The organism is Caulobacter sp. BE264, from assembly GCF_031457805.1.
In the GTDB taxonomy this organism is placed as follows: Bacteria; Pseudomonadota; Alphaproteobacteria; order Caulobacterales; family Caulobacteraceae; genus Caulobacter.
This window is the reverse complement of record NZ_JAVDXI010000008.1, coordinates 38,793-51,696: the sequence shown is the minus strand read 5'-3', so window position 1 is coordinate 51,696 and position 12,904 is coordinate 38,793. Positions and strand designations below refer to the sequence as shown.

Annotated in this window: 9 protein-coding genes, 1 tRNA gene and 1 pseudogene; 6 read left to right on the top strand and 5 right to left on the bottom strand. The window is 67.3% G+C overall.

Features of this window, described 5'->3' with window-relative positions; genetic code table 11:
* The first annotated feature begins 589 nt into the window (after positions 1-589).
* The 3 genes from J2X45_RS17675 (at position 590) to J2X45_RS17665 (ending at position 5,066) form a co-directional block, all read left to right on the top strand.
* Positions 590-1,633 (top strand): LacI family DNA-binding transcriptional regulator, encoded by a 1,044-nt coding sequence (locus tag J2X45_RS17675; RefSeq protein ID WP_310217449.1) that lies wholly within the window; start codon positions 590-592, stop codon positions 1,631-1,633.
* A 59-nt stretch (positions 1,634-1,692) separates the two neighbouring features.
* On the top strand, positions 1,693-3,969 hold the full coding sequence (locus J2X45_RS17670) for a beta-glucosidase (protein WP_310217447.1): 2,277 nt from the start codon (positions 1,693-1,695) through the stop codon (positions 3,967-3,969).
* Positions 3,970-4,142: 173 nt separating this feature from the next.
* Positions 4,143-5,066 (top strand): Gfo/Idh/MocA family oxidoreductase, encoded by a 924-nt coding sequence (locus J2X45_RS17665; protein ID WP_310217445.1) that lies wholly within the window; start codon positions 4,143-4,145, stop codon positions 5,064-5,066.
* Here the strand turns inward: J2X45_RS17665 and J2X45_RS20375 are convergent.
* From J2X45_RS20375 to J2X45_RS17645, 4 genes and pseudogenes are all read right to left on the bottom strand, one after another.
* Positions 5,053-5,186: pseudogene (locus J2X45_RS20375) on the bottom strand (hypothetical protein); the annotation flags it as partial. The gene J2X45_RS17665 and the pseudogene J2X45_RS20375 sit on opposite strands and share 14 nt — an antisense overlap.
* 5 nt (positions 5,187-5,191) lie before the next feature.
* A complete protein-coding gene (locus tag J2X45_RS17655; protein WP_310217442.1) occupies positions 5,192-6,784 on the bottom strand; it encodes a fatty acid--CoA ligase in 1,593 nt (530 codons plus the stop codon).
* A gap of 97 nt (positions 6,785-6,881) precedes the next feature.
* Positions 6,882-7,964: a copper resistance protein B gene (locus J2X45_RS17650; protein WP_310217438.1), complete on the bottom strand. Its 1,083-nt coding sequence runs from the start codon at positions 7,962-7,964 to the stop codon at positions 6,882-6,884.
* Positions 7,961-9,655 (bottom strand): copper resistance system multicopper oxidase, encoded by a 1,695-nt coding sequence (locus J2X45_RS17645; protein ID WP_310217434.1) that lies wholly within the window; start codon positions 9,653-9,655, stop codon positions 7,961-7,963. Before J2X45_RS17645 ends, J2X45_RS17650 begins: the two co-directional genes overlap by 4 nt.
* Before the next feature lie 48 nt (positions 9,656-9,703).
* Between J2X45_RS17645 and ybaK the strand changes: the two genes are divergently transcribed.
* The 3 genes from ybaK to J2X45_RS17630 all read left to right on the top strand — a co-directional run bounded on the left by ybaK (position 9,704) and on the right by J2X45_RS17630 (position 11,616).
* Positions 9,704-10,180 (top strand): Cys-tRNA(Pro) deacylase, encoded by a 477-nt coding sequence (ybaK, locus tag J2X45_RS17640; protein WP_310217432.1) that lies wholly within the window; start codon positions 9,704-9,706, stop codon positions 10,178-10,180.
* Between the two features lie 55 nt (positions 10,181-10,235).
* Positions 10,236-10,312, top strand: a tRNA-Met gene (locus tag J2X45_RS17635).
* Between the two features lie 890 nt (positions 10,313-11,202).
* On the top strand, positions 11,203-11,616 hold the full coding sequence (locus tag J2X45_RS17630; protein ID WP_310217429.1) for a GFA family protein: 414 nt from the start codon (positions 11,203-11,205) through the stop codon (positions 11,614-11,616).
* A gap of 94 nt (positions 11,617-11,710) precedes the next feature.
* Here the strand turns inward: J2X45_RS17630 and J2X45_RS17625 are convergent, their stop codons facing one another.
* Positions 11,711-12,811, bottom strand: a complete 1,101-nt coding sequence (locus J2X45_RS17625) for a hypothetical protein (protein ID WP_310217426.1) — start codon at positions 12,809-12,811, stop codon at positions 11,711-11,713.
* Between the last annotated feature and the right edge of the window lie 93 nt (positions 12,812-12,904).

Here is a 12,904-nt window from a genome sequence, read left to right as displayed (position 1 = left end):
CTCTGTTGGCGGCTGACGAGACCCGGCGAGGCTTTGCTGGCTTGCCCAGGCGCGTGTCTCGCGACTGTCCAAGTCCCTCGGCGGCCCCGGCGCCCGGACGTCCGATTCCAGCCCCGCGCCTTCACCGAACACCGTCACAATCTGGAAATGTCCCTACCAAGTCAACAAGAATGTCAACGTTGTCATTTTGCGGCAGCGACACCTTCTGACGCGCTATCGATCCACAACGACCTTCCCTGCAAGCGATGATAACGCTACCACTAATAGAGGGTGGCCCAGATTAAACGCTGTTTTTATTGAACTTTTTATATGACGCTAGTAGACGCAAAATGGCCGGAAACGACGGATCAGCGCACCCCGTCCAACTGCGCCCGCGACGCTCTGCCGAGCCAACCCAGCGCCCTTGGCGCCCCCATAAATGTCCTGCAATTTGTCCCACTCATAGTCATTTTTGACCTATTTTTGTCCTGATGACATGACAGATCAGACAACATGAACTATGGCTTGAAGCCGTCGCCGTCTTGCGGGCGCCGCCGTTCGCTGGTGGGGTGCGCGTCTTGATGCGGGCGGTGAGCGGGTACGGGGACCAATGACGACGATCAACGACGTGGCCGAGCGGGCGGGCGTCTCGCCCAAGACCGTCTCCCGCGTTCTCAACGATCATGAGAGCGTCAGCGCCAAGACGCGCGATCGCGTCCGCGCAGCCATGCAGGACCTCGGCTATCAGCCCAGCGCGGTGGCGCGCAGCCTGCGCTCGCAGGGCTCCGGATCCGTCGGCGTGCTGATGGGCGACCCGTCAGGCGGCTATCACACCCGCGTCCACCACGCCCTGCTGCTGGCGTGCGTCGAGACCGGTCGTCACCTGTCGGTCGACCTGTCGGAAGGACCCATCCCCGGCTGGCAGGATCGCGTCCGGGCCTTCGTCCGCGACGGCGGTATCCGCGAAATGATCCTGCTGCCGCCGGAATGCGATTTCGGCCCGATGAAGGAGCTGATGCGCGAGCTGGACGTGCGCTGCGTGCTCATCACGCCCACCACGCCCGATCCGCAGTTTCCCGCCATCGGCATGGACGACCGCGCCGCCGCGCGCGAGGTCGTCGAGCATCTGTTTTCCCTGGGGCACACCCGGATCGGCCACATCGCCGGCCACCCGGACCACGCCGCCAGCACCCACCGCCGCAACGGCTTCTTCGAGGCCTACGCGGCCCGCGGCCTGCCCCGGCCCGCGCCCGAGCTGATCGTGCAGGGCGAGTTCACCTTCAAGACGGGTATCGAGGCGGCCAAGGCGCTGCTGGACATCGACAACCCGCCGACGGCGATCTTTGCGGCCAATGACGACATGGCCGCCGCCACCTGCATGGAAGCCCAGCGGCGCGGCCTTCGCATTCCCGACGACCTGTCCGTGGTGGGCTTCGACGACGCCCCGATCGCCGGCGTGATCTGGCCCAGCCTCACCACCATCCGCCAGCCGTTCGACCAGATGGCCCTGCGCGCGATGCAGACCTTTGCGGCGTGGAACGCCAACGAGGGCGCGGGCAAGACCAACACCCCCTTCCTCGCGCAGCACAGCCTTGTGGTGCGCGAGTCCACCGGTCCCGTCCGGAGCGACACGCCCGGCGGCCTCAAGACCTGAACCCGCCCCGCCACGGCCCGAGGCCGCGCGGGGCCCAAGTAGAACACCACGGAGGAAACATGACCTGGACGACTTTGCGGGGCCTCTCCCTCGCCCTGCTGATCGGCGCCTCGGCTTCGGCGCTGACGGTCGCCCCCGCCCTGGCGGACGCCGCAAAGCCGGCCGCCGCCCCTGCGCATCCGTGGATGGACAAGAGCCTGGACGCCGACAAGCGCGCGGACCTCGTGCTCAAGGCCATGACCAACGATGAGAAGTTCACGCTGATCTTTGGCTATTTCGGCGCCGACATGAAGCCGAAGTACACCCGCATCCCCGACTCCCTGCCGGGCTCGGCAGGCTATGTCGCCGGCGTGCCGCGCCTGGGCATTCCGGCCCAGTTCCAGACCGACGCCGGCGTCGGCGTCGCCACCCAGGGCAGCGCCAAGGAGTTCCGCGAGCGCACCGCCCTGCCCTCGGGCATGGCCACCACCGCCACCTGGAACCCGGAGCTGGCCTTCAAGGGCGGTGCGATGATCGGTAAGGAAGCCCGCGACTCCGGCTTCAACGTCCAGCTGGCCGGGGGCGTGAACCTGGTCCGCGAGCCGCGCAACGGTCGTAACTTCGAGTACGGCGGCGAAGACCCCCTGCTGGCCGGCGTCATGGTCGCCGCCCAGATCCGCGGCATCCAGTCCAACAACATCATCTCGACCATCAAGCACTATGCGCTGAACGCCCAGGAGACCGGGCGCTTCGTGGTCAGCTCGAACATCGACGACGCCGCCGCGCGGATGTCCGACCTGCTGGCGTTCCAGTTCGCCATCGAGCAGTCCGACCCGCACTCGGTGATGTGCGCCTACAACCGCGTCAATTCGGTCTATGCCTGCGAGAGCGACTGGCTGCTCAACACGGTCCTGAAGAAGGACTGGGGCTACAAGGGCTATGTCATGTCCGACTGGGGCGCGGCCCACTCGTCGGCCAAGGCCGCCAACGCCGGTCTCGACCAGGAGTCGGCGGGCGAGGCCTTCGACAAGCAGCCCTTCTTCGCCGCGCCGCTCAAGGCGGATCTGGCCTCAGGCGCGGTCAGCCAGGCCCGCATCGACGACATGGCCCGTCGCGTGCTGCGCGCGATGTTCGCCAGCGGCGTGGTCGATCATCCGCTGCAAGGCGCCCCGATGGCCCTGCCGGCCGAAACCCTGGCCGCCCACGCCAAGATCACCCAGGCCGACGCCGAGGAAGGCATCGTCCTCCTGAAGAACGACGGCGACCTCCTGCCGCTGGCCAAGACCGCCAAGACCATCGCCGTGATCGGCGCCTATGCCGATGTCGGCGTGCTGTCGGGCGGCGGCTCCTCGCAGGTCTATCCCGTGGGCGGCCGCGCCGTGCAGGGCCTGGAGCCCAAGACCTGGCCGGGTCCGGTGATCTACTATCCCTCGTCGCCGCTGAAGGCGATCGCCGCCCGCTATCCCGGCGCCAAGGTCGTCTATGACGACGGGACCGATCCGGCCCGCGCCGCCAAGCTGGCCGCGTCCAGCGACCTGGCCCTGGTCTTCGCCGACCAGTGGACCACCGAGTCGGTCGACGTCGAGACCCTGAGCCTGCCCAAGAACCAGGACGCCACGATCGACGCGGTGGCCTTGGCCAACAAGAAGACCGTTGTGGTGCTGCTGACCGGCGGTCCGGTCGCCATGCCGTGGCTCGACAAGGTCGGGGCCGTGGTCGAGGCCTGGTTCCCCGGCACCGCCGGCGGCGAGGCCATCGCCCGCGTGCTGGCCGGCGAGGTCGACGCCTCGGGGCGTCTGCCGGTGACCTTCCCCAAGAGCGTCGCCGAACTGCCGCGTCCCAAGCTGGACGGCCTGGGCAAGCCGGACGGCGAGATGTTCGACGTCGACTACACGCTGGAAGGCGCCGCCGTCGGCTACAAGTGGTACGACCTGAAGAAGATCGAGCCGTTGTTCGCCTTCGGCCACGGCCTGTCCTACACGAAGTTCGCCTATTCGAACCTCACGGCCAGCGCCTCAGGCGACAAGGTCACGGTCAGCTTCGACGTCAAGAACGTGGGCCAGCGTCCCGGCAAGGACGTGCCGCAGGTCTATGTCGGTCCCAAGGCCGGCGGGTGGGAAGCGCCCAAGCGCCTGGCCGGTTTCCAGAAGGTCTCCCTGGCCCCCGGCGCCAGCCAGCGCGTGACCGTCACGGTCGATCCGCGCCTGCTGGCCGTCTGGGACAGCAAGGCGCATGGCTGGTCGATCGCAGCCGGCCAATACGACATCGCCCTGGGCGCTTCGTCCCGGGCCATCTCCTCCACCGCCCAGGTCACCCTGGCGGCTCGGAGCCTGCCGGTTTCCCCGGCGGCGAAGTAGTGAGCTGGCGGGAGCCAGCCTGTCTGCTTCCCGCCGTTCCCTGCAGCCTCTTCCCGTCTTCGGGAGCGTCGCCACCCGCGACGCTCCCCTTTTTTTGTCCGTCGGTTTGCCTCGCGCCATTGATCGCATAATTAGGGCTGACGCCCTGTCGCGGCGAAGGGGAGACAAGCAGCGTGATCCGGATCGGCCTCGTGGGTCTGGGCAAGATCGCCCATGACCAGCACCTTCCCGCGATCGCCGGGGACCCGCGCTTTTCCCTGGTCGCGGCCGCCAGCCACGGACGCCCGGCGCACGGCGACCTGCCCGTCTTTCACGACATCGATGAGCTTCTGGCCCGGGGCCCGGCGATCGACGCCGTGGCGCTGTGCACGCCGCCCCAGGTCCGCCGCGAGACGGCGCTGACGGCCCTGCGCGCCGGCAAGCACGTGTTCCTCGAAAAGCCGCCCGGCGTCACCGTCGGCGAGGTGCAGGAACTAGCCGCCGTCGCGCGCGACCAGGGCGTCGTCCTGTTCACCAGCTGGCACTCGCGCTTCGCCGCCGGCGTGCCCGCAGCCAAGGCCTGGCTGGCGGAACGCAAGCTCCAGAAGCTGTCCATCGAATGGCGCGAGGACGTCCGACGCTGGCATCCGGGCCAGGCCTGGATCTGGCAGGCCGGCGGCATGGGCGTCTTCGATCCGGCCATCAACGCCCTGTCGATCCTGACCGAGATCATGCCCGCCGAGGTGTTTGTCACCGGCGCGCGCCTGCAGGTTCCCGAGAACGTCCAGGCGCCGATCGCCGGCCATGTCGACATGACCACGCTCGATGGTGCGCCGATCACCGCCGATCTCGACTTCCTGCAGACCGGTCCGCAGACCTGGGACATCACCGCCTGGACTGATGACGGCGTGCTGAAGCTGTCGCTGGGCGGGGCCGAGCTGACGATCGACGGCCAGCCCGTCGAGGTCGGCGAAAATCGTGAATATCCCGGCCTCTACGACCGCTTCGCGACCCTGATCGCCGACGGGCGTTCGGAGGTGGACGTGCGGCCGCTGTCACTGGTGGCGGATGCGTTCCTGGTGGGGGACCGGGAGCGCGTCGAGGCGTTTGTAGAGTGAAATGATCCTCCCCCCAGCGGGGGAGGTGTCGGCCCGCAGGGACGACGGAGGGGGAAGAGGCCGGGCCAAACAACTTCCCCCTCCGGCGCTTCGCGCCACCTCCCCCACTAGGGGGAGGATTTAGTCTAATTCACCTGCCGCTCACGCCCCTCCCAGTACGGCGCCCGCAGCTCCCGCCGCAGGATCTTGCCCGACGCGTTGCGCGGCAGGGCCGGGATGAAGTCCACGCTCTTGGGGGCCTTGAAATGGGCGATGCGGGTGCGGGCGAAGGCGATGATATCGTCGGCGTCGGGCGTGACGCCGGGCTTGGGCGCGACCACCGCCTTGACCGCCTCGCCCCACTTGTCGTCGGGCACGCCGATCACCGCCACCTCGGCCACGTGCGGGTGGCCATAGACCGCGCTTTCGACCTCGGCCGGATAGATGTTCTCGCCGCCCGAGATGATCATGTCCTTCACCCGGTCGTGGATGAAGAGATAGCCGTCCTCGTCGAGATAGCCCGCGTCGCCGGTGCGCAGCCAGCCGTCGGCGTCCATGGTCTTGGCCGTGGCCTCGTCCAGCTTCCAGTAGCCGGCCATGTTGGCGCTGGACCGCACGGCGACCTCGCCCACCGTATTGGGCGGCAGGCTCTTGCCGGCCTCATCGATGATCTTCAGCTCCACGCCCGGCATGGGCAGGCCGGCGGCGCGCATGCGCTTGTTGCCAGCCGGATCGTGGTCCTCGGGCGGCAGATAGACCACCGTGCCCGTCGTCTCGGTCATGCCGTACTGCTGGACGAAGCCGCAGCCGAACACCTCCATGCACTCGCGCAGCAGATCCAGCGGAATGGGCGCCGCGCCATAGAGGATGTGAGTCAGGCGCGAATAATCGACCTCGCGCGCCCTTGGCAGCCGCACCACGATCTGCAGCGCGGCGGGCACCATGAACATCTTCGAGATTTTGTCCTTCTCGATGAAGTCCAGGACCTTGGTCGGGTCGAACTCGCGGGAGACCACGCCCTTGGCGCCGTTGATCAGGCCCACCAGGCCCCAGCCGGTGCCGCCAATATGGGCCACCGGCATGGCCACCAGGCTGACGTCGCTGGGCCCCCACTGGTTCCATTCCAACGGATTCTTGGCCGCCTCGCGCCGCATGCCCAGAAGGTTGTGATGGGTCAGCATCGCGCCCTTGGGCCGCCCCGTCGTGCCCGAGGTGTAGAGCTGGATGGCGATGTCCGAGGTCTGGATCGGCTTGTGCGGGTCGACATCGCTGGCCGCGTCGCGCCAGGCCTCGAAGGTCGGATAGTCGCCGGCGTCCTCGGGCTCCATGGCGATCACCACCGGACGATGGGTCAACTCGGCGGCGACCGCGTCGACATGGCCGATCAGCTCGCGACCGACAAAGACCAGCTTGGCCTCGCTGTCGGCGACGATATAGGCGATCTCCGGCGCGGCCAGGCGCCAGCCGATCGGCGTCGTCACCACCCCAGCCTTGGCCGCGCCGAGCAGGAGCTCGAAATAGTGGTCGCTGTTCTTGCCGACATAGGCGATGCGGTCGCCGGTCGACAGGCCCGCCGCCAGAAGCGCGTTGGCCACCTGATTGGCGTGCCGATCCAGCTGCGCGAAGGTCGTCTCGCGCCCCTCGAAGCTGAAAGCCACCGCCTCGGGTCGCGCCTCGGCGTGATAGCGCGGCACGTCGCCCAGGGTGTTCATGCGGTCGAAGTCGATCGCGTCGGACATCCAGCCTGTCTCCCTCGTTCGCCGGCTCTGCGTCCGGTCAAACAGATGTTGGGACAGGTTTACCCTCGCGGCAAGCTATCCGTTACGGGAAGCGCGCCTAGCGCCAGGCGCTGACGCCGATCACCACCGCCGTGGCGCCCGCGCGCTCGCCTGCCTCGCGGGCGGGGCCGAACGCCCGCTCGCGGACAACGCCGACATAGGGCGCGAACTCGCGCTTGATCTCGTAGCGCAGGCGCAAGCCGCCCTCGAGCCGCCCCGCCCCCGCTTCGGCCAGATCGGCCTCCAGTCGCGGTTGCAGGATCAGCTTCTGGGTCAGACGCAGGTCATACGACGCCTCGGCCGTGGCCGACACATCGCCGCGATCCGAGACATAGGCCGCGCCCTGCAGCTCGAACCAATAGGGCGCGAGCCCCTCGAAGCCGACGGTCGCGTAGCTGCGGCCCTTGGGCGCAAGATCGTAGCGCACCCCGGCCTGCAGATCGAAATACGGACCGATCGGCCAGGCCTTCAGGCCCTCCAGCTCGGCCTTCTCCCAGCCGTGCCGATCAACACGCTCGCCGCGCGCCTTGACCACCCACTTTCCGGCGTCATTGCCCCACCAGGCCTCGCTCTCGAAGGCCTGGGCGTCGTCGCCCTTCCGGAACCGCTGCTCGGCGATGTCAGCGCGGACGATCCAGGCGCTCCCGCCGCCGTGCTCCTTCATCAGCTGGGCGCGGGCGGCGGCCATCACGGCCGGGCTGTAGAAGCGCTCGGCGGCGTGGTCGGTCGGGATTGGCGGCGGCGCGGCCGTTGCCGCTGAGGACGCCGGCGTTGTGTGGTGCATGTGATGGCCGGCGTGCGGATCGGCCTTCGGGGCGGCCTGTTCAGGTCCAGGCGACTTATGGGCCGCATGGGGATCCGCCGCCGGCGCCGCCTGGGGGGCCGAACCGTGCATGTGATGGCCCGCATGGGGATCCGGCGCCGGCTGAGCGGCGGGCGTTCGATGGCCCGCGTGGGGAGCGGCCGCCGGCGCCGCCTGGGGGGCCGAACCGTGCATGTGGTGGCCCGCATGGGGGTCCGCCGCCGGCTGAGCGGCGGGCTTTCGATGGCCCGCGTGAGGATCCGCCGCCTTGGGCGCGGGAGCGCTGACGGCCGCGGCCGGTGCGGGGTGATGATGCTCGTGCTGCAGGTCGACGATCACGAGGCGGCTCCATGCTCTTCCCCATCGAGGGGCCGCACGGTGACGACGTTGAACATCCCCGCATGCATGTGCAGCAGCATGTGGCAGTGGAACGCCCAGTCGCCGGGCTCGTCGGCCGTCAGATCGAAGGCGACCTTGCCGCCCGGCGCGACATTGACCGTGTGCTTCAGCGGCTGGCGTTCCTGGCCGTTGACCAGCTCGAAGAAGTGGCCGTGCAGGTGGATCGGGTGCGCCATCATGGTGTCGTTGATCAGCACCACGCGAGCCCGCTCGTCGCGCTGGAAGGCGATGGGCTTCTTGATCGGTCCGAACGCCTCGCCGTCGAACGCCCACATGAAGCGTTCCATGTTGCCGGTCAGGTGGATCTCGATCGTCCGGCCCGGCGGCCTGGGATCCTTGGGCGGATAGAGGCTGGCCAAGTCCGCATAGGTCAGCACGCGGTGACCCGCGTCCTCCAGGCCCTGGGGCGGCTCGGCCATCCGGTCCATCGGCATCGGCGAGATGGTCTGCACGCCCGGCGTCAGCGGCACGTTCGGCGCATTGGACTGGGCCCGCATCGACATGTCCATGCCCGGCATGTCCATCCCATGGTGCATGTCGCCCATGCCCATGTCCTTCATGTTGGCCAACGGACGCTGGCGCAGCGGCGGGACGACGGCGGTCATGCCCAGGCGCGGCGCCAAGGTTCCGCGGGCCATGCCCGAGCGGTCCGAGGCCTCGGCCACCAGGGTGAAGGCCTTGTCTTCGGTGGGCCGCACAATGACGTCGAAGGTCTCGGCGGGGGCGATCTGGAACTCGTCCACGGTCACCGGCGACACCAGCTGTCCGTCGGTTCCCACCACCTCCAGCGACAGGCCCGGGATGCGGACATTGAAGATGGTCATGGCCCCGGCGTTGATGAAGCGCAGCCGCACCCGCTCGCCGGGGGCGAACAGCCCGGTCCAGTTGTCCCCCGGCCCGTGGCCGTTCATCAGGTAGGTGTAGACCGAGCCCGTCACGTCGGCGATGTCGGTGGGGTCCATCCGCATCTTGCCCCACTCCAGCCGGTCCTTCAGCGACTGGTCCTGGCCCTTGAGCAGTCCGCCCACGGTCTGCTTTTGCATGTTGAAGTGGCCAGGGCTGACCTTCAGCTTCCGGAACAGCTCGTGCGGATGCAGGAAGCTCCAGTCCGACAGCACGACCACGTGCTCGCGGTCATAGGCGACGGGGTCCTCGCCCGCCGGGTCGATGATCATCGGACCATAGTGGCCCATCTGCTCCTGCAGCCCCGAATGGCTGTGCCACCAGTAGGTGCCCGACTGGCGGACGGGGAACTCGTAGGTGAAGGTCTCGCCGGGCTTGATGCCGGGGAAGCTGACGCCCGGCACGCCGTCCATCTGGAACGGCACCAAAAGGCCATGCCAGTGGATCGAGGTGTCCTCGTCCAGGGTGTTGGTCACCGACAGGCGAACGCTCGTGCCTTCCTTCAGCCGGATCAGCGGCCCCGGAATGGCGCCGTTGACGGTCACGGCGTGGCCGGCCTTGCCGTCGATCTTCGCCATCGTGTGGCCGACCGTCAGCTTGATCTCCGCACCCGACAAGGCGGGCGGCGAGCGCTCCCCCGCGGCGGCCATGGCCCAGCCCGGAAGCAACCCCGCCGCGCCCAAGGACAGGGCGCCTTGCAGCAAACTGCGTCGATCAAAAGCCGTCATCGCCGATCCGTATTCCAACACCCTAACCACTTGGGTATCAGGCAGGTCATGTCCAAGAGCACCCCCGCCACGATCGCACTGACCAAGGCCGGAGTCGCCTTCGATCTCTATACGTACGACTACGATCCTGGATCAGAGCGCGTGGGTCTCCAGGCCGCCGAGGCCCTTGGCGAAGACCCCTGCCGGGTGCTCAAGACCCTGATCGTGATGCTGGACGGCAAGCCCGCCTGCGCCATTCTGCCCTCGGACCAGGAGGTCAGCATGAAGAAGCTGGCCGCCGCCCTGAAGGGCAAGTCGGCCGCCATGGCCCCCGTCCCCGACGCCGAGCGTATCACCGGCTACAAGGTCGGCGGCGTCAGCCCCTTCGGCCAGAAGAAGCGCCTGCCCACGGTGATGGAAATAGCCGCCCTGGCCGAGCCCTATGTGTTCATCAACGGCGGCCAGCGGGGCTTACAGGTGAAGCTGGCGCCGCAGGATGCGGTGAAGGCTCTGGGGGCTGTTACGGCCGCGATTGTCGCGGAATAGCGCTGACGCTTGAAATCCGGCCCGCTCTTCGCCTATAAGCCGCGCCTCCTGGTCTGGCTGGGTAGCTCAGATGGTTAGAGCGGTGGATTCATAACCCACAGGTCGGCGGTTCGATCCCGCCCCCCGCCACCAGGACGGAACCCACTTTCGTTCCGATTTTCTTCCCATGACGGTTTCATGAAGTCTGCGAGGCGGCCGACGAGCGTGAGCTCGACCGGTGAGCCGCGCTGCTGGTCGACCGGGCGGATCTCGATGCGCTCGAAGAGGCCTCGGACAAGCTCGATATTCCGGAGATCGCCGGCGGCGAACGCACAGCGCCCACGGCCGAGCTGCTGATCGGCAAGGGCGACCCGCTCGGCCTGGCCGAGCCTCAGAGGGGATTGTTCTAATGACAGGCGTAGCCTGCGCGGAAGGAAATGGCCCGCCAGCGCGAAGCCGACGGGCCAAACAATCCACCGTCCAAATGCAGCTGCGACGTATAGAGGTCTCGACTTAGCCGCTTTGTCGGTCTTATCTAGTCCCTGGCGGCCGGGTCCAATCGAACCGCCAGGGGTAGCCTCTGGAAAGCCCTAAGCCTTGATGGTCGCGATCAACTGGGTTGCGGCCATCAAGAGCAGGGTCAAGCTGATCAAGGTGTGATTAGCGCGGTTGGTCATGGTTACTCCTTTCTCCGGGTGGGGCAGAATCGACGAGGAGCGTCGTGCCGCACGCGAGATCAGACTCTACCAAAGCCGCCTGCTTCATCTAGTGGCGCCAACGTCGCGGCACCTACTATTTGTTGTGAGCGACTGTGGATAACTCGGACGGAAGGGTCCGGGCTCGGCCCTATTCCCGATCAATTGCCCACGATCCCACAAAGGGGATTGTTCTAGCAGCGAGGGGTCGCAAACCCAGACGCCCCAAGGGTTTGCGCGCCTAAACAGCCAAGCGGACCAGACCCAGAACGGAAGTGGGTTCCGATTTACACACCGCCCCCGCCACCAGGAATTGACCCGCGTTCGACGCCGGTCCCTACTCCGCCCATGACCACTCAGATCTTCAAAGGCGGATGCCTCTGCGGCGCCTTGCGCTGGCAAGCCGACCGCGCGCCGGACTATATGGGTGTCTGCTGCTGCGCCGACTGCCGCAAGGCGTCGGGATCGGGCTTTATCCCGTTCATGGGGTTCCCCGCCGCCGCCCTGACCATCACCGGGCCGACGCGACAGTATCGCAGCCCGGCGTTGCGTGGAGGCGAGGCCACGCGCAATTCCTGTCCGGCCTGCGGCGGCCTGGTGTTCGGCGGCGAGCATGGACTGGACGACAGTCACACGATCTACGCCGGCAGCCTGGACGACCCGAGCCTCTTCAAGCCAGCGATGCTGTTGTTCGAGCGGGACCGGCCCGACTGGGTGATCCCGCCCGACGGCGTCGAGCGCTGCGAGACGATGCCGGGCTAGAGCATTTTCCGATCTGCCTGGATCGGAGAAATGCTCTCCCCCTTGTATCGACGCATTGTCTGACGACGAACCGGCTCCACTTCGTCGGAAGATGCTAGAATGGCATCCCCGGGTCGTAGTGGTCCGGGGCCTGACCGATCAGGGCCACCTCCATCGGCGATTTGGCCGGGCCCACCAGCTCGGCGCCATAGACCGCCGTGCCGCCATAAGCCTTGCCGAAGAAGGCCTTCACCGCGTCGGCATAGACGCCGACCCCCGCCTCGAGCCCCTTGGACATCAGGAAACCGGCCACCGCGGCCTTGGCGCCCAGCGCGTCGTGGCCGTAGGCCTCGAAGTACTTCTGCTGACCGACGATGTAGTCGATCGCCGCCGTCACATTCACCCCGGCCGCCTGCGCCTTCGTCGTGCCGATGATGGCCTCGTACATCTTGCTCACCGCCTCGCGGAAACCGAGCGCATCGTAGGCGGCCTTGAAGGTCGCCGCGCCCGTCCCGCTCATCGCCTGGTTCACCGCGAACTCGATGTACTTGTTCTCGGTGTTGTAGATCGCATAGGCGAAGTCGGTCAGGTCGGTGGTGTTGGTCGCGCTGTCGATCAGCTCGTTCAGCGCCGCCTGGGTCGGCGTGCGGCCGGTGAAGAAGTTCACCGCCTGCAGGGCCAGGGCCGAGGTGTCGGCCGAGAAGCTGATCAACTTGTCCAGAAACACCGCCTGGGTGATCTTGCCAGCCGCAACGTCCGCCTGCAGCTGCGCCAGCAGCTTCATCTCGCTGTAGAGGGTGTTGAGCACCTTCTCGCCGTTGGGACCCGTCAGGTACTCCGACAACGCCTTGGACGAGGTCGCAGAGACGCCGGACAGCGCCTGGTAGATCTCCTCGATCTTCTCCTTGGTCAGGACGAGCGGCGTGCCCACGGTCCCCGTCCCGCCGGAGCCGCCGCTCGAGCCGCCGCCGAAGACGACGCTCAGCGGCGTGTCCAGCGGGTACTTGGCCAGAGCCTCCTTGAAGGTCTGGATGCCGATATCGACCAGGACCGGATTGGCCTCGACGATCGCAAGCGCCGCATCGACCTCCGGCGTCAAAATACCCAGCGTCTTGAAGAGCACCCGCAACTCGCTGAACTTGAAGCTGGCCTGGATGATGCCGCTGTCCACCAACTGGATCAGGAACTGGAAGTCGCGAAGTGTCGGTTCGGCCATCTGGATATCCCTCCAGGACCCTCCCGCCGCACCACGCGCCACGCCCGGTCCCTGACCGTCGTTCTAGGATTTGAACCGCTGGAACCGACATCC